Source organism: Ruegeria sp. HKCCD7628 (assembly GCF_057221005.1).
In genome coordinates this window covers 75,751-95,011 of the sequence record NZ_JBWVBA010000011.1, presented here as the reverse complement: position 1 = coordinate 95,011, position 19,261 = coordinate 75,751, and the positions used below count along the sequence as shown (strand labels likewise).

Annotated in this window: 16 protein-coding genes; 8 read left to right on the top strand and 8 right to left on the bottom strand. The window is 55.6% G+C overall.

Annotation, left to right across the window (positions count from 1 at the left end; genetic code table 11):
* Positions 1-191: 191 nt before the first annotated feature.
* Positions 192-446, top strand: a complete 255-nt coding sequence (locus AC2TAD_RS18815; protein ID WP_234899584.1) for an SH3 domain-containing protein — start codon at positions 192-194, stop codon at positions 444-446.
* A 273-nt stretch (positions 447-719) separates the two neighbouring features.
* Here the strand turns inward: AC2TAD_RS18815 and AC2TAD_RS18810 are convergent, their stop codons facing one another.
* Positions 720-1,505 (bottom strand): LysR family transcriptional regulator, encoded by a 786-nt coding sequence (locus AC2TAD_RS18810; protein ID WP_480869522.1) that lies wholly within the window; start codon positions 1,503-1,505, stop codon positions 720-722.
* A gap of 111 nt (positions 1,506-1,616) precedes the next feature.
* Between AC2TAD_RS18810 and AC2TAD_RS18805 the strand changes: the two genes are divergently transcribed.
* Both AC2TAD_RS18805 and AC2TAD_RS18800 read left to right on the top strand, forming a co-directional pair.
* Positions 1,617-2,540 carry an SDR family NAD(P)-dependent oxidoreductase gene (locus AC2TAD_RS18805; RefSeq protein WP_480869520.1) on the top strand — a complete coding sequence of 308 codons (924 nt, stop codon included), beginning with the start codon at positions 1,617-1,619 and terminating at the stop codon, positions 2,538-2,540.
* Positions 2,541-2,648: 108 nt separating this feature from the next.
* Positions 2,649-2,933, top strand: coding sequence for a hypothetical protein (locus AC2TAD_RS18800; protein ID WP_480869518.1), 285 nt, complete (start codon positions 2,649-2,651; stop codon positions 2,931-2,933).
* Between the two features lie 240 nt (positions 2,934-3,173).
* Here the strand turns inward: AC2TAD_RS18800 and AC2TAD_RS18795 are convergent, their stop codons facing one another.
* The gene (locus tag AC2TAD_RS18795) at positions 3,174-5,162 is read right to left on the bottom strand and encodes a DUF1214 domain-containing protein (RefSeq protein WP_170388062.1); all 1,989 of its coding nucleotides are present in this window, start codon (positions 5,160-5,162) and stop codon (positions 3,174-3,176) included.
* Between the two features lie 167 nt (positions 5,163-5,329).
* Positions 5,330-6,841 (bottom strand): DUF1214 domain-containing protein, encoded by a 1,512-nt coding sequence (locus AC2TAD_RS18790; RefSeq protein ID WP_217354419.1) that lies wholly within the window; start codon positions 6,839-6,841, stop codon positions 5,330-5,332.
* A gap of 92 nt (positions 6,842-6,933) precedes the next feature.
* On the opposite strand from AC2TAD_RS18790, the gene AC2TAD_RS18785 reads away from it, so the two are divergent.
* A complete protein-coding gene (locus tag AC2TAD_RS18785; RefSeq protein WP_480869514.1) occupies positions 6,934-7,956 on the top strand; it encodes an AraC family transcriptional regulator ligand-binding domain-containing protein in 1,023 nt (340 codons plus the stop codon).
* Between the two features lie 307 nt (positions 7,957-8,263).
* Here the strand turns inward: AC2TAD_RS18785 and AC2TAD_RS18780 are convergent, their stop codons facing one another.
* The 4 genes from AC2TAD_RS18780 to AC2TAD_RS18765 all read right to left on the bottom strand — a co-directional run bounded on the left by AC2TAD_RS18780 (position 8,264) and on the right by AC2TAD_RS18765 (position 12,234).
* Complete coding sequence (locus tag AC2TAD_RS18780) at positions 8,264-8,545, bottom strand: HlyU family transcriptional regulator (RefSeq protein WP_480869511.1); 282 nt, start codon at positions 8,543-8,545, stop codon at positions 8,264-8,266.
* A 204-nt stretch (positions 8,546-8,749) separates the two neighbouring features.
* A complete protein-coding gene (locus tag AC2TAD_RS18775) occupies positions 8,750-10,018 on the bottom strand; it encodes an O-antigen ligase domain-containing protein (protein ID WP_480869580.1) in 1,269 nt (422 codons plus the stop codon).
* Positions 10,019-10,023: 5 nt separating this feature from the next.
* Entirely contained in the window at positions 10,024-11,505 is a 1,482-nt protein-coding gene (locus tag AC2TAD_RS18770; protein WP_480869509.1) for a GumC domain-containing protein, read from the bottom strand.
* 114 nt (positions 11,506-11,619) lie between these two features.
* Positions 11,620-12,234 (bottom strand): response regulator transcription factor, encoded by a 615-nt coding sequence (locus AC2TAD_RS18765; RefSeq protein WP_170752082.1) that lies wholly within the window; start codon positions 12,232-12,234, stop codon positions 11,620-11,622.
* A 251-nt stretch (positions 12,235-12,485) separates the two neighbouring features.
* Here AC2TAD_RS18765 and AC2TAD_RS18760 point away from each other — a divergent pair, with 251 nt between their 5' ends.
* From AC2TAD_RS18760 to AC2TAD_RS18745, 4 genes are all read left to right on the top strand, one after another.
* A complete protein-coding gene (locus tag AC2TAD_RS18760) occupies positions 12,486-13,859 on the top strand; it encodes a WecB/TagA/CpsF family glycosyltransferase (protein ID WP_234899560.1) in 1,374 nt (457 codons plus the stop codon).
* Between the two features lie 20 nt (positions 13,860-13,879).
* Positions 13,880-14,761, top strand: a complete 882-nt coding sequence (locus tag AC2TAD_RS18755; protein WP_170752081.1) for a UTP--glucose-1-phosphate uridylyltransferase — start codon at positions 13,880-13,882, stop codon at positions 14,759-14,761.
* Between the two features lie 101 nt (positions 14,762-14,862).
* Complete coding sequence (locus AC2TAD_RS18750; protein ID WP_480869505.1) at positions 14,863-15,369, top strand: putative pterin-binding protein; 507 nt, start codon at positions 14,863-14,865, stop codon at positions 15,367-15,369.
* A gap of 45 nt (positions 15,370-15,414) precedes the next feature.
* Positions 15,415-17,952 (top strand): ATP-binding protein, encoded by a 2,538-nt coding sequence (locus AC2TAD_RS18745; RefSeq protein WP_480869502.1) that lies wholly within the window; start codon positions 15,415-15,417, stop codon positions 17,950-17,952.
* Position 17,953: 1 nt separating this feature from the next.
* Here AC2TAD_RS18745 and AC2TAD_RS18740 read toward each other — a convergent pair whose 3' ends face one another.
* Positions 17,954-19,183 (bottom strand): polysaccharide biosynthesis/export family protein, encoded by a 1,230-nt coding sequence (locus AC2TAD_RS18740; RefSeq protein WP_480869499.1) that lies wholly within the window; start codon positions 19,181-19,183, stop codon positions 17,954-17,956.
* Positions 19,184-19,261: the final 78 nt, after the last annotated feature.

The following is a 19,261-nucleotide window of genomic DNA, read 5'->3' as shown; positions in this document are numbered from 1 at the left end:
TCGAGCCCAAACCTTAGTTTCGGCTTATTTTAGAATTTTTTGTTCAATTGTCGGTTTAGACGCACGCATACTTTGGTCGAGGAGTTACGCTTGATGATCAGAGACGCTAAGATTGCAGTTAACCAAACAGGCAGGTTAACGTTATGCGCAGTGCTATCTTCCTACATTTATTTACATTCTTCCTGGGCGCTATGGTTGTTTCTGAGTCCGCATCGGCAGCTTCTCTCGGACAATACGAGGTTTTTGGCGTTGAAGACGGAGACATGCTGAAATTGCGTGCAGGACCGGGAATAGGGTTCAACGTGATAGCGGGCTTTCCAAATGGAACCGTTTTACGAGTTCACAGTTGCGAGCAGACCGGCGGCACCCGTTGGTGCCGGGTCTCCTTGAAACGTGCGCGTGGTTTAAAGGGATTTGTATCTTGGGCATATTTGCGAAAACTATGATTTTGGCTTTGCAGGGTGCCACCTTAGATATCCAGGTCTTGTCAAAAGAACCAAAATTGAAGCGGTTAGGATGTTTCCCTAACTTCGGCATATTTTGTACGACAGGTAGCGATTGAACTGGAGTGCAGTGACTGTCATCTATTGGCGCAGTTTCGTTCCGGCGACCCAGAACTCATTCCGCCTCGATTGGACACTTGCAGCCAAGAAATCTACGAATAGTCTGACCCGGGCCGTGTTCTTCAAGTCGCGATGTAGCAGTAACCAGATGCTTCTTTAGGGCATGGGTTTCTGAAACGGTGCTCTGATAAGGTTTGGGTGCCGGTCTCCCAGATTGCACGCAAGGTAAGCCATGCCAAGCCCGGATGCGGCCAGCGTGATCAATGGGACAAGTTCAGATACTCGATGTTTAAGCGTGGCTTTTGGGTAGTAGCTGTTCTTAACCCAGTTCGCCGTGGTCGCCTCTTCTGGCTCGTGCCAGCCAATTAGGTGGAGCCCCTCACCACCGTTATCGGAGATCCGCTGAGCATATTCTCGTGTGCAATAGGCAGCCTGCGACATTTGCACGAGCTTTCGGCCCACGACATCATCCGTCACCTCACTTGCAACTCGGAGCGATACGTCCGCTTCCCGTCGCGTCAAATCACGAACGTCATTTGTGAAGTTCATGTTCAGGGTGATGTTTGGGTAGAGATCGGCGAAAGTGGCGAAATCGTCCATCAGAGAGGTCATTGCCAGACCATGGGGCAATGTGATGTAGACCGTGCCAGAAGGTTGAGCATCGCGGCCGACAATTATTCGAGACGCCGCTGTCATTTCCGCCTCAACGCGTTCGGCGTGAGGCATTAGGTCTTCCCCAAGCTGGGTCAGCGCCAAGCCTTGCTTTGAGCGATCAAAGAGGCGGCTTCCGACCCGTTCCTCCAAAACCGATAACCTCCGGGTCAGGGTCGTATGGTTGACCTGAATGCTATCGGCGGCGCCCCGCAATGTCCCAGTTCTTGCAACAGCAAGAAAATACTTCAGATCATCCCAGTTGAGAGAGTGGCTTTCCTTGATCGACATGGCTCTTGTGTTTCATTTTTGAAGCAACGTGCCCAGAAATACCTATCTACAGATCAATTTTCGGGCGGAATACCTTGGGCTAATCAAACGCAAACTCAAGGACTATGACAGATGAACCATATACAATCTGTGTTGATCACCGGCGCAAATGCCGGATTGGGTCGCGAGGCAGCCCGGCAGCTTGCGCTTCAGAAAGGTATATCCAAAGTCTATCTGGCTTGTCGTAACCCAATCAAAGCGGAAGGCGCAAAATTAGCGCTGGAACGTGAGACCGGGCGCAAGATCTTTGAAGTTGTCCTGATGGAGGTGACAAGCCCGGCTTCGGTTCGCGCCGCTGTAGCCGCACTTTCCGCCCCAATCGACGCGGTAATCCTGAATGCAGGAGGCACGGGCGGGCGGCACCCAAACAGCATTACCAGCGATGGCGTGGCAAATATCTTCGCAACAAATGTTCTGGGCCATGTGGTGTTGGTGGACGCATTGTTAGAGCGCCAGTTGGTGACGTCTACAATTCTATATGCCGGGTCCGAGGCTGCTCGTGGTATTCCCAAAATGGGTATGTACCGCCCAAGCCTGTCCGATGGGACGGTGGACGAGTTCAAGTCAATCGCCGATGGTACCAAATTCGGCCCCGACGGTGATCCGATGCAGACCTATGGCTATGCCAAGCTTACCGCGACCCTCTGGATGGGGGCGATGGCGCGTCAAAACCCTCATATTCGCTTTGTAACCATGAGCCCAGGCGGCACGGCCGGAACGGCTGGCTTTGATGACCTGCCATTTATGAAACGCATTGTCTTCAAACATGTGGGCGGTGTGCTGATGCCTCTGTTAGGCATGATGCACAGCGTTGAAGCCGGAGCAAAACGGTATCTGGACGGGTTGCTCGACCCGGAGTTCAAAACCGGCCATTTCTACGCCAGCCAAGCCGGTTATCCCACTGGGCCGATCGTGGATCAAGCCGGCATCGATGGGGCTCTGTCGGACATCACCACCCAGGACAACGCGATCAAGGCATTGCGCCAATTCGCCTAGAAAACAGGAGTAATGAAATGGAAACCACACTGAACATCCTCGTTATCCTCGCAACCCTCATGATGTCTGGTCTTGGCATCATGTCGATGTTTGCACCCCGGCGCATGGTTGCTAACTTTGCAATCGAGCCGGTTGGCACAGCCGGGGCTGAGCACAATCCGTTCGGTGATCGGCGGGCTGTTTCTGGCCTCAGTGACTTCTCTAGTGATCGCACTGACCACCGGGCAGACCCTGGGCTATGCGGCTGTCGCGGTCCTGATGGCGGTTGTAGCTGCCGGGCGTATTGTCGGAAGTTTAGCGGACGGGTTTGACAAGGCAGTTGTGCCACCCTCGGTCGCTGAACTGATGATCATCGGAGTGTTGGTCACCGCGTATTACCAGCTTTCCGCGTAGCCGGGTTTGCTTCAATCGGACGGCGGCGAAGTTGGAATAGCCGCCTTCCGATCAACCAAGCACAAACTCTATGAGTTAACACTCTCGCAATATCCGCTTTGTCCGCATAGCGGTCATTCAGACAGATCGCAGCGTACGACCGCACCGAGCCCAAAGCGGCCGGTTTTGGAGACGCCCCAATTTCTTGGAGCGTCCATGTTCGCCATAAGACATTTGCTCGTCTAGCCTAAACTTCCAAGACTACTCCACGAGTTCCAAATCACCGGGCCGCCAGCTTTTGTCGAACCATGGTTCAAGCGGCCCGTAAAGGCGCATCATAACATTGAAGCTTCGACCGGGAACTGTTTGCGCCCAGTTGTTTTCCCAACCTTCCGGCGCTTCCGGTCCAAAATAGATGCTGAAGCTACCATCGTCGTTCGGCTTTATTCCGGGCCGGTTGGAGTCGATCCCTCCGGATTGTTGGTCTGTTTCCAAGATCGAACGAGTCTGCCCACTATAGAGCATGAATGACGCAAAGTTCTTGGCAGGGACCGGCGCGGGAAGCGTTACCTTATAGGTCTTTGAACCATCCAGATACTCCCCATCTTTGTCGCGGGCCGTCATTGCATACACCGACCCGGTGCCAACCGGCGGCGCAGTCATTGCAGGTGTGATACCTGTCGCCATGTAAAAGAAGTATGTCCGATCATCCAGAATACGCGCGCCATCCTCAAGGAACAGATAGCTCTGGCGTTGGAACGGCGAGTTCCATTGACGATCTTCATAGAAGTACACCCCCGGATCCCGTGAGGCATATGTGATCGCACGCGCTGTCGCGTTTGCGATGGCTGCTGCTTCTTTGAAGATTCCCTTCATTCTGGCGTCCGGTTCGAACGGTTCGCCTTTTTTGATGCCAATGGAAGCAAATGTCCCAACAATTTCTGGATCAAAAGCGCCGACCGGATTGTTATCCAAGGCTACATGAATCTCCTCGAAGAAGTCTTCGTTGTTGGCATGGACTGTGTTGTGCTGAACGCCGGAGATATTGATGAAGTTCTCCGATGGCGGATTGTCGGCTGCGCTGAGCGGATAGATGTTCAGCCCTGCCTTGATCTCTGCAACTGGTCCTGTTGTGTCACCATCTGCCCCGGGGGAGCGACGCAGCAGCAACCAGTGTTCATTTGTTCTTGTACGAAGTTCAAAATATCCTTCTGGCACTGCAGTTTCATCGTCGTGATGCATCAACAGGTATTTCCCGCCTTCGCCTTTGTCTGCACCAAGCGCGCCAATGTCTGCGACGTAGTCGAACCCTGCGTCGTCCAACAGGCCCAACATGCCAGCGGGCACCTCTATGACCATAGGACCTTCGGAGATATCAACGTTGGAACCAACGTAAATAGTCGTTGTATTAGGCGTCAGCCAGATTGATCTGGCATCCAGAAGATTTTCTGCAATGACGACATCATTGGGTTGTGCGCCTACATCTTCATAGCCTTGAAACATTCCACGCAGAGACGCGATTTTCATGCCATCAAGAAAAGCAGTCGTTGCGCGCATCAAGTCCAGATTGTCGAAGACTTTCTCAACCGTATCTGGTGAAGGCATGCCATCGAAAAACTCAAGTGTGCCAAGTGTCTCTGTTTTCACTCTGTCCGGTGTCAAAACGTTTTGCGGTACGATTGCGGCGAACTCTCTGTCTGATTGTGGAGGCAATGCAACTTGTTCGTTTGCGCCCTCGTTTTGTTGAATCATATCTTCGTTCAGCAAAACGAACTCCACGCGCCGGTTCAGCGCGCGTCCTTCCTCGGACAAGTTCGAGGCAACAGGCGCGATTGGACCTGCTCCCATGGCGACCAGACGTTCCGCCGCGACGTTGTAGGGTTCGCCCATCAGTGCATTGCGTACGGCCGCAGCACGGCGCTCAGCGAGGTCAATGTTGTATGCAAAGTCACCCACCGAGTCCGTATGGCCCACGATCGCCAGTCGCATTTCAGGCAGCGTCGCCATCGCGCTGGCAACTTTGAACAACACCTCGGGTGACGTGCCGGTTAGCGCGTCACTGTCGGTCTCAAAAAAACCGCCGCTCATTGAGACGCGACCATCTTCGCGCAGAGCGGACACAACCGCTTCATCTGTCAGTTCACCGACCGCTCGTGCTCTTTCTTGGCCAAATTGTTGCGCCTTAAGCGGTCCCGTGTTGACTGCGAGTGCAATCGCAATCGCTGTCATACAAGTCTTAATGTTTCTCATTTTGAAACTCCCATTTTCATTGCCTTTATGCGCTTGTCGCGACTTGGCACTTTGGTGTTTGTTGTGGAGAGACGGTGTCCCGAGGCATACACCGCCTCTCCAATTACTGACCAATTGGTTTGTGCCAATACCGGTCAGTGTCCGAATTCAATTGCGAAAAGTTTCAGCTACTCGACCTTCTTGAGATCTCCGAGCATCCAGCCGCTTTCCAGCCAGCCCTCTTCAGGGCCGTAGAGGCGGAACAGGAGGAAGTAGGGCTCGGTGGTTGGGATCCAGTTGCTTTCCATGCCCTCTGGCGCTTCAGGCCCGAAGTAGATGTCGTAAGAACCATCTTCGTTTGCTTGCATCGTGTCGGTGTCGCGCTCGGAAAGTCCCACAGGATCGACGTCGCGGATGAAACTCTTGGTCTCCATCGAATAGACAATGACTGACCAGAAATCCTCGGCGGGTGTGTCCGCTGGCACGTTCAGCTTGTAAGTCTGATTGTGGTCATACATCTCGCCTTCGCTGTCGCGCAGACCAGTTAGGTAGAACGTCCCGCCGCCAAGTTGTTTCGGCAAATAGGTAATCCAGAAGTAGCTGCCGCCGGCACGGGCATCGACAAGCACTTCGGTTTCAGTTTCGTAAGGAAACCCAAGCTCGGCCTGACCCTCTGCAAAGTCCCAGATAAGCCATTGGCTTTTCATGTCGCCGTTTTCGTCCACCCATAGCGGCAACATCGCTTTGCCTGGCGTCACAAAATAATGCTGCATGGATGCATAAGCCAGCAACAGACCTTCCTCCATTGCCTTCACCTGAAGTTCGGTTGGCTCGAACGGCTTACCCTTCTCAATCCCGAGATCCTTCAGAAAGTTCACCATGACTTTGTCTTGAGGACGGATTGGGTTGTTCTGGACGTAGTCGTTTAGGTCCTGAAAGAAGGTTTCGTTGTAGTACGGCAGGGAGTCGTAGGGAACCTCAGAGGCTTCATGATAGGTGTTCGGTGGTGGGTTGTCGGCTTCTGACAGGTAGTAGACTTTTATCGTCTGTGCGTATTCAGCCGCGTCCGCATCAGTCGCGCCGTTGGTCAGCTTTGGGCGGAATGAAAACCCGTATTCGTAAGTGTCTGTCTCGAACGGCAAGTATCCTGCGTCAGTCAGTTCCTCGATTGACATGTCGCCATCATAGTCGGGTGGCAGCATGAGATATTTACCACCTTCTCCTTCGTCGAACCCGTCCGGACCAACATCGGCAATCGGGACATCCCAGGCGTTTACAATCGTACCGAAGTAATTGACCTTGTCTGTTGCTGCCGGAACTTCGATCACCAAAGGCCCGGGCTCAGATGTCATGGACGCCCATGCGTAAGCTGTTACATCATTGGCCGTCAGAAACCCGTGTTTGGAGTCGAACGGTTTGTTGAGATACACAATGTCGTTGTAATCCCCGCCCAGATCTCGGCGAATACCTTTCAGGAAGTCGATCATGCCTGCAGCAGGCATGCCCCAAATCGCGGTTTGCGTCGCGCGCTGCACCATTATTTTGTATTCGATGTCTTCAACCTGCGCCGAGCGCGCGAGAATGTCGCCCGTGTCGTTAAATTCCTGCGCCTCGACCTGAGCAGCGGCGCCGCCGACGCAAATGGCCGCAACTAAACACTTGGTCGATAAGTCTGTGAACAATGTGCCCATCTGTTTCATTCGTGACTACTCCCTTGAGGTTTTCGCGAGACTTGCACATCCGAAACGCAGATGCGTATCATTTCACGACAGGCGCATTTCCGGAGAACTCAATGGCACTGCCACCGATGATTTCAGCGAAGGCGCTTGGTGCGATGCCGCAGTTTGTCCATGAGGTCGCTGGAGAAAAAAGATTAGCGAAGGCCATGGATGTCGCTGACCTTCCACATCACTTTATCGAAGAACGGTCGGGATACATTTCCGAGCATTCGCTGGCGACATTCGTCGAGGAGGCGGTTCGATTGGCGGGCCATCAAAACATTGGCTTGCTTTGGTCTCCTTACCTAACGGTCGCAGACTACGGGCTTTGGGGAGAGTATGTCCTGTCCGCGCCTACGTTGGGTAACGCGCTACGTCGCGCAACATCGGTTATGCCTTTGCACTCATCAGTTGATCGTGCATGGCTGGAAGCCTCTGGCCGACGTTCGCGCTATTGCTACAAATTCGGAATGCCGGAGCACCCCGCTTACGCCGATATAGCTTTTTCCGCGATCGGCGTTTTCCTAAGTATTTTTCGCGAGTACCTAGGTAAGGAATGGACGCCTACGGTAGTTCTCTTGGATTTTGCAAAAGTACCGAACTCGGTCGAAGTCGAAGACACATATGGGTGTCCCATAGTTTGGAACGCACCAAGGTTGGGTGTGGAATTCGAAAGCTCATTGCTTTTGGTCGAGAACAGAAGGCAATATCGCGTTCGCGGTTTTGTGACGGTTGACGATGTTGCGAGGGAACGCGTCGGCGGACCACCTGAAACAATGGCTGGTCGGGTTGCCGCAATAGCCCGACAGCAACTCCACCACAAAGAAATCTCGGTTGATGCAACCGCTCGCGCACTCGGGCTTGGTGTTCGCGCTCTTCAAAGGAAGCTCGAGGAAGAAGGCGCGCAATTCCGTCGCATAGTAACCGATGTTCGCGTAAGCCGGGCGAAAGAGTTACTTTCATTGCAGTCTGGCACCATCGCCGATATTGCTACTGCGCTTGGATACGAGACAGCCAACAACTTCAGCCGTGCATTTAAGACCGCCACTGGTGTCTCGCCATCTGAGCACCGAATTCTTGGGCGCGATAGGTTCTAAACCTTCTGAAACCGCTCCAGTACCACCGACTGCTTCGTCCGCAAAGGAGCCATTCTCTCTGCAGTACATTAATGACTGCGATGCGGGACAAACCTGTCTTACAGTGTTTTACGCGAACGTTCGCTTTCCGCGCTTTGCGGAATCCGTTAACAAACCAACAGGACGGATAAACAGTCTCCTTTGCCTAACAAATGGTTAACCAATGATAACCTAAGCCGTCCGTTCAATCTTGGACGTAGAAGCATGCCTAGCGGCGCGCGCACGGTGCCGCTCATATAGTGCTCCCGATCATAGATCGAGCTTCAAGCTACCGGCTTGCCAAGTCGAAAACGTTTTCGTCCTGCTCACCAATCATTTGCTTCGGCTTTGCAATGCTAAAGCTCTCGACTTGATTCCGGCCGTCAAACACGTCCGCCCTGATCAAAGTATGGGTCTTTCGATCTCCGTCGATGGTCTTCTCCAAACGGACCAACAGACGGTATTTGCTGCCTTCCGCCATCAGGTCGGGGAAGATCTCGAACCCTTTGTAAGAGAGCGGGTCCGGCTTGGACTTCTCAACGCCGCCGAAGAGTTTTGAGTAGAGAGACAACGAGCGGCTCCTTTCAGCCGGCTCTAGTCGGCGACTAGTGCCACTAAATGCCGGGCTGAAGAGCATTTCACGGTCAATTCGTTGGTTGCCCGATGTGAAAGTACTCACTTTACAAGGTCAAAATGTCCCTATCAGCAGTGAAGAACCAACCCAAAAGAGTGACGTCTGACACTACGCTGGTGTCGCAACAATCCTAGCGGCGTATCAGCTTCCCAGACACACTGATTTGACCTCTCGCAAATGCAATCCGAGCATCAGTAAGGTCGGCCAGAGTAGATAGGTTTGGATTTCAACGTTCTCTCCAAAGGTCAGCAGGAGAACTGTGAGCAACAGCCCGAGCGGCAGCCTCCCGCGTTCCGACTTTATGGCGTCCAGGGTGACGATTGCTAAATGACCGAGGAAAGGAACGAGAAACGCGGCAAATCCGGTCAGCCCTTTCACGAATAGCAATCCGTACCAGGTGTGATGGCTGCCGATCGGCATGTACTCAACAAGATGCGCACCGGGTCTGACTGTGCCGTGCCCGAAAACCATCGCATCCGATTGCCAGCGCTCATAAGCTATACGCTGCAGAGTTTCGCGTACGCGGGTACTATCGGCGCGCGCGGATTTGAACCTGTAAAGGGCTCGGTTGCCGAATTCGACAAAGACTGCGCTCCAAACGGCTACGGTGGTGGTGACTGCAGACAATAGAATCCACCCCAAGCTGCGGGCGACAAGTGGCAAGAGGCGGGGTGACAGCGAGCAGATCACCAATCCGACCATACCCATTCGGGACTTGGACATAAGGATCATCAGAACTCCGGCAGCCAAGCCGATGACCTTCCAGCTGCTGTGTTTTTCTTCCAGGGCAAATAGGACCATGCAGACACCCAACAAGGCTGCGAATGGCGACCAGGGCGCAAAGAACTGCCACCGTGGCGTGCCGCTGGCGGGGTCGATTGTATACAGGTAGACCGAGAAATATTCAGGTCCCGGGCCGCCCACTGCTTTAAGGGGAGATGTAAACAGCAGATGCGGCAGACCGGCATACGGGGCGGCAATGAGCAACGGCAGAAGGCACAAGGTCCAAAGGCCTACCACACATTGCCCTCTGACCAAAACCTCGCGCCGTATTGGCAAAACCGCCCCTGCTAGGATAAACAACGGGATCAGCGCCCAACCCTTTGCCCATCCGATACTCGATTTGATCGTTTTGGTGGTGCCAAGGTTCCAGTCCGCGTGGCCTGCCCAAAGTGAGACCAGCATCACCAGCATGCCAACGCTCCAGATCCAGACCAGAGCAGGTACAGGGCCCGTTGCACGCATATCCAAACGGATCACCGGGCCGAGATAAAGTGACACCCCGGCTATCGTAGCCAACATCCAACCTAGCACCGGACCGACAACATACAGCGCGCCAAGCCCGTAGAACGGCCATGTCCAGATCAGCGTACACCAGACGATCTTTTCGGCTGGCGTTTGAGGGGCCACACGCGTCAAACTGCGGCCTCTTTCTGGTCTTTCAGCAGCTTTGAGATCAGCGGGTTTCGGATCCATGCCAGAACCAAACCCATCAGCAGCATAAGGCTTGCAACGATCCCGGCGGCAATCGAGATCTTCTTGTTCGGCGAAGACGGGCGAGCCGGCAGAGACGGGTTCTCCAGAACTTGGATCAAGGGATAGGAGGCATAAACATCGGTCTTTTTCGACTCGGACCGCGCGATGGCAGAGGCGAACACGGCTTCTGCCACGGCGAAATCTCTCTGCCGGTCCTCCAATTCAGCGGCGATGGGGGCGAGGTCTGACAGGCGCAGGGTTTCCAAACGAACTTGCGCGCGCTGTGTCGCGACATGCTCTTCCAATCCGGCGCGCAAGGCATCTTCGCGCACCAACTCGCTGAGCAACTGCGCCCGTTGCCCTTCCGGCGCGCGATCCAGTCCACCGAGCTGCTCGACCTCAAGACCAGTCACCTGCGCCGCGCGTTTTAAAGCAACCGAACGCGCCCCTTCATATTCGTTTTGGGCATTCACATAGATTGGGTGGCGCGATCCGTAGGTCGCGTCGACTTGCGCCAGCTTTGCAGCCCCCACCGACACATCCGCAAGCAACGATAGGTACTGCGCATCAGCATAGAGTTTCAGCGTTGCCGCCGCTGCGTCAGAGGGCAGATTCAACGCGACTTGAAGCGCGGCGACACGTTCCGATTGGCGTGCCAGCTCGCTCTCCTGCGTTCGCAGCTCCTGCTTTGCACGGTCATTAGCGGCGACCTGCTCTTGGTATTGCGCGACTGATATCAGACCGCTTTGCGATTGCAGCTGTTTGATCTCGGCCCGCGTGGCCTGAATTGCTCGTGTGTAGTCTTCGATCGCGCCAATATTGCTGGCCTCGCGGGTGGCAAGTTCGTCGGCCCGCAGGGCGTCAATCTCAGCGAAAAAGGCGGCCACCAAGGCGTCTCCATATTGCTGAGCGTCTGCCGGAGAGGCCGCCTGAAGCTCGATATGGATCAGGCTGGTTTGATCGACCAGTTGCACCCGCGGCTTTCCAAACGCGTCCCGGTCAGCCTCTACCGCCTTGGCTGCCGCGTCGAGTATACGGTCGGCCGACAACAAACGTTTATACGTCTCGGTCGGGCTGATTGACCCGTTGGCAAAGGCGGAATTCGCGTACGAGGATGCCTGACCGATATTGGCCAGATTGACCGATGCCGAAGCGCCAGATCCTGGCAGGATTAATGATGCGTGAGAGGTGTATTTGACAGGCGCGGTCGCCAAATGGCCGCTGATCGGGGCCCAGATGCAACTCGCCCCAAGAAGGTATAATGCCACGTAACGAGGCAGGCGGCCTACATCGCTAAGGCGCCCGCCCTTTACGATGCGGCGCCACCCGAGCGTTCTGAAATTGGATCGGGAAATGCGCACCCAATGCAGAAATTGCATGTCGCGCGTGGACTCAGAGGAGTTCGAAATCTGTTGCGGCATGGAAAAACCCTTTCTTACAAGGGTGATACACCGCATCTGATTGCTGATCATTCGCTCAGCAGGCTAGGGGCCGAGGGGATTGGGAGCGTCCCCTATCCCTTCGGATAGTTAGGCCTAGAACAACCCAGCCTCGCGCGCGGCCAGGGCGGCCTGCGTTCGATTGCTGACACCAACTTTTCGGTACAAAGTCTTCATATGCAGTTTGATCGTCGGCTCTGACAGATCCAGATCACGAGCGATTTCCTTGTTGGATTTGCCCTCAGTCAGCCCTTTCAGAACTTGCCGCTCACGCTCTGTCAGTTTTTGAGCCATGGGGTGGGAGTCTTCCGGCTGCTCTGCGTTCATGAAACCCGCAGGAAGGTATTGTTCCCCCATCGCCATAAAGCGGATCGCGTTGACCAGAGATTTAGCCGGTAAAGTTTTTGGGACGAAACCGGCTGCACCAAGCTCTAGCGCGCGTTGCGCCAGATCACGCGAGGTGTCGCCGGTAAACAGGGCCACATGCTGGGCACCGTCCAAAGCGATGCAGGTTTCAAGTCCGGCCAACCCGTTCATGCCGGGCATGTTCAGGTCCAGAAGAACCAGATCAAAGGCTCCGTCGTTCTCAATCAAAGTTTTCGCGGCTGGGAAATCCGGCGCGGTCTCCACCTCGATCCCGCCTGCTGCATCTATGAAGGCAACGAGCGTATCCAAAATAAGGTCGTGGTCGTCAGCAATAAGAACTTTCATCTCAAATCTCCGTCTGCCCCCAACCACACCCAAATGCGTTAGTAAAACATTGAACCCATGGCATGAAGCCTTCCTGACGGACAGGTGAATATCCAATCGGATAGGTCAGCCGGCCGTTTTCACCACGCTATGTGCTGCGGGGTCGTTTTAATAGACCTATTCTCCGATCCCTCTCCGGATGCTCGCCTATCGGTTGCAGGGTCTCATTGGCAGTCTGAAGCACAGATTGTCATCGTTGATCGGAGAGTTCCATGCAGTTCCTGTCAGTCCAAGATATGCATAAAGGCGCGCAGCCAACACCCAAACCAACTTTGGAAAAGCCTGAGATTTTGGGTCTGCCAGTTGTGAACGCCCGATCCGGACAGGTGATCTCAAAACTGCTGGATGGGACCCGCCGGACTGTGTTTTTCCTGAATGCACATTGCGCAAATATAAGGGCCCGCAACCATACATATCGAGCAGCTTTGGCCCGGGCAGATATGATCCTACCTGACGGAATTGGGGTGGAGGTCGCTGCGAAGTTGCAAGGCGTCCCGTTGGCCGAGAATCTGAACGGTACGGATTTTGTTCCAAAACTACTAAAACGTGCCGCGCGTCTTGGCCAGTCGGTCTACCTGTTGGGGGGAAGTCCCGGAACAGCTCAGGCTGCGGCGGCGCGGTTGCAGCACATGATCCCCGATTTGGTCGTGGTTGGTACGCGCGATGGCTATGAAGGGGCAGCGCGGGTTGATGAGGCGATCGACGATATCAACCAATCTGGCGCGGACATTCTGTTGATCGCTATGGGCGTCCCACTGCAGGAGCTTTGGATTACGCAGAACCGTCACCGGCTTGACCCTGGAATCGCGCTTGGCGTGGGTGCTTTGTTCGACTTCCTGGCCGGGAATGTGCGTCGGGCACCGCGCATCGTTCGGCGCGCCCGGATGGAATGGGCATGGCGGTTGGCGATGGAGCCCCGCCGTATGGCCCGCAGATATCTAGTGGGTAATTTCGAATTCCTCGTGCGTGTCGCGCACAATTCTGTTCCCAAGGTCTCAGCATGTCGCCTGCTGGACCTCACTTTGGCGGTGGTCGCGCTGTCTCTTCTGGCCCTTCCCATGGCCGCAATCGCCGCATTGGTGCGATTGGACAGTCGCGGCTCCGCCTTTTTTCGGCAGACACGTATTGGTCGAAACGGGGTGCCCTTTACGATGTACAAGTTTCGCTCGATGACGCAGGACGCCGAAGCGCGACGTGCGGATTTGCTCACCCATTCGGATCGTAAGGGCGTGTGCTTCAAAGCCAAAAATGACCCACGCATCACCCGCGTTGGGAAGGTTCTGCGCCGGTTCTCGCTGGATGAATTACCGCAAATCTTCAACGTGCTAAAAGGGGACATGTCGCTGGTCGGCCCGCGCCCAGCTTTGCCCGAAGAGGTTGCTGCCTATCCCGAACAAGCGCTGGAGCGCCTGCAGGTGCGTCCCGGCATCACCGGCCTCTGGCAGGTTTCGGGCCGCGCCGGCATCGGCTTTGACCACATGATCGCACTGGATGCAGCCTATGTCCGCTCCCGCTCGCCCCTTCTGAACCTCATCCTCATTGCAATGACCGCACGTGCCGTCGTGTCAGGTCGCGGCGCTTACTGATCAAACCTAGGAGCATTGAAATGACAGGTATTCGCAAAGCTGTTTTCCCGGTCGCGGGTCTGGGCACAAGGTTTCTGCCCGCCACCAAATCTGTGGCAAAGGAAATGTTGCCGCTGATCGACCGCCCTTTGATCCAATACGCTGTGGACGAGGCTCGCGCCGCGGGGATTGATGAATTCATCTTCGTCACCTCAACCGGACAATCCGTGCTCGAGGCGTATTTCGGGCGCAACTCAGGGCTGGAGCGCAAACTGAAGGATGGTGGCAAGACCAACCTGCTGAACCGTTTGCGCCGATCGAATCTTGATGATGAGACATACAACTTTATCCAACAAGACAGCCCTCGTGGTTTGGGCCACGCGGTGTCTCTGGCGCGCGACTTTGTAGGTGACGATCCCTTCGCGGTGATCCTGCCGGATGATGTGATCCACGCGCGGCGCCCGGTCCTGGCGCAAATGGTCCAGAACTTTCAAGGCAGCCACATGATCGCAACCGAGGCCGTTCCATCCGACCGGATCAGCGACTATGGCGTGGTCGATATCGCGCATGGGACAGGGCAGGTACAGCATCTGAAAGGGTTGGTCGAAAAGCCCGCGGCCGATCAGGCTCCGTCTGAGTTTGGCATTGTCGGGCGGTATCTGCTGCACCCTTCGATCTTCGATCAGCTGGACGGTTTGGCACCCGGCGCGGGTAATGAAATTCAACTGACCGATGCGATTGCGGCCGATATCGAAGCGACCGGATGCTGCGGTTTCGCTTTTCAAGGAGAGCGCTTCGATTGTGGGTCAGTCGCCGGATATCTGGAGGCAACGACCGTCTTTGCGCTGGAACGTGCCGAGCTGCGTGACGGTTTCAAATCCATGTTGCGTCAGCGCATGAACCTCCTGTCTGCCGCGGCATGAGACCTGCGCACCTATCCGTTCGGATAGGTGCGTATCCCCATGCCCATCTGTCGCGGCGGATCTCTTTCTGGTTTCTTGAGGTCAATGAAGTGGAGACTACGATGCGTATGTTTTTTGCGATCCTCACAGCGGCGTTCACCATTTGCCTGACGCCTGCGCAAGCCGCAGACTTGGGCACTCCGACAGGAGGAGTGGTCCTGACCGTTTCGGGCAACATTGCACAGACCGGCCCCGACGGGGCGGCGCAGTTCGATATGGAAATGTTGCAGGCGCTACCGCAGCGCAGCTTTGAAACCTCGACGATCTGGACTGAAGGCGAGGCCACTTTTGTCGGCGTTCCCCTCTCTGTCTTGCTGGAACAGGTCGAAGCAGAAGGTGCTACGATCCGGGCAACGGCGATCAACGACTACGCGGTTGAGATACCTGTGGGCTCAATATCGGCGCAAGACCCGATTGTCGCCTATGAGATGGACGGCGCGGCGATGTCCCGGCGGCAGAAAGGACCGCTATGGATCGTATATCCATATGACAGTGACACCAAGTACCAGACCGAGGTGATTTACTCTCGCAGCATTTGGCAACTCGACAGGTTGGAAATCGTAAAATAGCGTGGGGTTAAAACACAGTGTGAAGTGGGTGATACGGGCCAGACTTTGACAAGAAATTTCCAATACCACTCGCGTCGCCGGTGGGCTCTCGGGCTCATCGGTATCGCCGTTTTGGGTGCCCTTGCTTTGGTCGTGTTGCTGTCCGTCAAGGTGATATCCGACCTAAGCGACCGGCAGTCAGCCCAGACAGATAACGTGCAATGGACGTTGACGCAGGTCGAGGTCGAGTTCCTGTTCTACCTCAACGCGCTTGAGACGGGTGTATCGGACGCAGAGCCAAGCACAGAAAACCTGGACCTTGTCCGGCGCCGTTTCGATCTTTTTTACAGCCGTATCGAAATTCTAGACACCTCGCGTCTGTTTGAAACGCTGCGAAGTGACCCGAAATTCGCTGAACCTCTGAACGACGTCTCCGCATATCTGGAGGTCTCAGTGCCTACAATCGATGCTGAGGACCCTGGGTTGAAGGCGGGGCTGCCGGTTCTCTATGACGGCGCGCAGGGGATCGCTCAAAAAGTGCGAGAGCTTTCGGTCTCGGCGATCTCGTACTTTGCAAGCCAGTCGGATCAGCGCCGTGAAGAAACCGCGCTCAGCCTGTTTCAACTAGCCGTTTTGTCCGGGGGATTGTTTCTGACGCTGACTGCGGTCAGCGCCTATCTCTTGGTGGTCAATCGCAAGGCAGATCGACGTGGTGGGGCAATCCAGCAAGCCAACCAGCGCATGAATACGATCCTTTCTACATCATTGGATGCCGTGATCGTGGTGAACGCCGACGGCGAAGTGCTGGAGTTCAACCCAGCTGCACAGGCGATTTTCGGGTATTCCGAAGATGAGGCCAAAGGGCGTTCGATCGGCGACTTGATTGTTCCCGCGCATCTACGCGCGGCGCATAATGCAGGCGTGGAGCGGATGCAGAGCGGGGGCGACCGCCACGTGGTTGGCAAGGGTCGCGTTCAACTTGAGGCGTTGCGCAAGAATGGCGATGTATTTCCCGTCGAACTCGCCTTGCAATCCGCTCAGGCCGGGGACGAGGAAATTGTTATCGGTTTTGTCCGCGATATCTCACAAAGCGTTGCGGATCAGAAAGAGCTTGTCTCGGCCCGCGACCGTGCCCTTGCCGGGGAAAAGGCCAAGTCGGATTTTCTGACTGTTATGAGTCATGAGATCAGAACCCCGTTGAACGGGTTGCTGGGCAACCTCACCCTTCTCAAGAATACACGCACGACCAAACAGCAGTCTCAGTTTGTCCGCAACATGGAGATCTCGGGCCAGGTTCTGCAAAATCATGTGGATGCAGTGCTGGATATTGCTCGGTTCGAGGCCGGCAAGCTGTCTGTCGCGCACGAGCCAACCGACCTGAACGCGATGTTGCAGGACCTTGTGGATGGTCAAAGCGGCAATGCGGCCTCGCGCGGCAATTCAATCTCGTGGCAATGGGTGGGCGGAGCTTATCCGCATGTCGCGACTGACGCGCAAAGGTTGCGGCAAATTCTGCTGAACCTTGTGGGTAATGCGATCAAGTTTACCGAAAATGGCCGTGTGTCGATCGAGGTCGAAAGATGTGAACCTTGCGGTCAGGGTAAAGCGCATGTCTACGAAGTGCGTGTGATCGACAGCGGGGCTGGCATCGCCGAGGATGAGATCGACGCCATTTTTGATGACTTCCACACCAGCGATCCCTCTATCGGTCGAACGGTCGGAGGAACCGGGCTTGGCCTGGGAATTGCCCGCAGGTTCGCGCAGGCCATGGGTGGTGAGGTGGGGGCGGAAAGCACATTGGGCGAAGGAAGCGTTTTTTGGCTGCGGATACCGTTACAGCCGTCAGCGCGCGACCAACTGCTAGAAGCTGCTCAGATCATTACCGAGACCGCTCTCTCGCTGAACTTGTTGGTGGTCGAAGACAACGAGATCAACCTCGAGGTCATCTGCAATATGCTTGCGCTGGACGGGCACCGTGTAACTACGGCGGAGAACGGGCAGGTTGGCGTCGACAAGGCCAGCCGTCAGAGGTTCGATGCGATCCTGATGGATATCAGCATGCCAGTGATGGATGGGCCAACTGCTGCGCGCCATATTCGTGGCGGTCAGGGTCAGTCGACCGATGTGCCGATTATCGCTGTGTCGGCCAATGTCCTGCCAGATGCGGTTGAGACCTTTCGCGCGGCCGGTATGACGGCTTTCATTGGAAAACCGATTTCGCTGAGTGCCCTGCGCAGGGCGCTTTCAGTGGTCACGCGCACCGACGGGCAGATTTCGGAGCATGCGCAGCCAGATCCGTTAGCGGAGTTGAAAGGCAGCCTCGGCCCTGAAGTCTTTGCCCGCCTGCATGCCAAGTTCATTGCCGAAGGGGATGAATTGGTTGAACAGCTAGAAACCGGGGCATTTGACCAGACAGATTTAAGTCAAATAGCTCAGGCCTGTCACAAACTGGCTGGGAGTGCAGCAACCTTCGGCGTGGAAGAGTTTCGAGAGGCGTTAGTTGCGGTAGAGACTGCAGCCAAAGAACACAAAGACATCACTAACAAACTCGCTGCAGTCTCCACTGCTTGGGAGCGGGCGAAATCATCGCCCGCTTGGGATTGACTTAGGGCGCCAGCAGCGCCGCTGCGCCGACGATGCCAACTGCGCGGGCGACCTCGGTCAGGCCGGTAACCTTACTGTCGTAGCATGCAATCGCATCTCCTGGCAGAACATAGGGGTCATAGTCATCGCGATCCCCACGTCGCAGCAGCTTTTCGATATTGCGTTCAATAACGATCGAGTTCCCGGTCATCGGGTTGCGGGTGAACAGGACCGCACTGCGATTGGCATTGGTCGTCTTGGTCCCGCCGACGCAGTTGGTGTCGACCACGGCCTGCAGATAGCGCGTGCCATAGGGAACCTCTCGCACGTCGCGTCCAATAGCGGATTGCGCGTTGCCCGCGGCTGGTTGCGTAAGGTTGGACATGTACAGCGTCACACCGGGCGGGCTGATCGGGCTGGGTCGCATCAGATCGTCCTGAAAACACCCGCGGCTATTGACCACGATCTGGTCCCCAGTCAGCAGCATGATGTCAGTCGGGTCCGAGCCTTCGAACACTCCGCGCAGGTCCATCCGGTAGATCGTGCCCTGCCGGTGCAACTCGACCGCTGACAAATCCGCATCCGGGCGTACCCCTCCGGCGGCGCGAATGGCGACCGATAGATTGCGCGCCTCGGTCGACGCCCCAAGCGCGCCTTGGCGCCCTCGATCGAGCGCATCGCCGGGGGTGCCTCCGATCTCGACCGAGTGGGGTTCGAACACTGCGCCTTTCACACCGACAGTGACCGAGGCGAAATCGCTGATGCGTGCCGTGACGCGTGGGGAGCTGTCGTAGAACTGCGCCGCCACCAGAACGCGGGCGACATCCCGCTCCACCTGTTCGGTTGTTCTGCCCTGCGCGCGCACCGGCGGCAGGTAGGGCAGTTTCAGGTCGCCATCGCGGGATACAACATAAGTGTCGCTAAGAAGCTCATCCCCGTCGATGGTAATCTGCACCATGTCATTGCGCGAAAGCTTCTCGCCCAGCAGAGGGCTCAGCGTTGGCTGTGACCATTTAGCAAAGGCGCTTGCGCCCTGATCCCCGGTTTGAGGTATACAGGCGCGCCCGTTCAGATTTTCCGCTTGTAGCAGGGCCGTATTTGCCCTTCGCCGCGATGGGGCACGGTACTGCGCCTGATAACTATCGCCTTTCGCAACGGATTCGATGTTGCGCGGGGTTTTCATGCTGCTGCAACCCGACAGAGCGATCGCGCTGACGGCCCCTAAAACCAATACTTTGAAATGTCGTGTCATTTTGAACTCTCCTGAACTGCATCCACAGCTACAGCAGTGTCTTGATGTGCGTCAGACCGGCATTGGGATTGCCGTTTA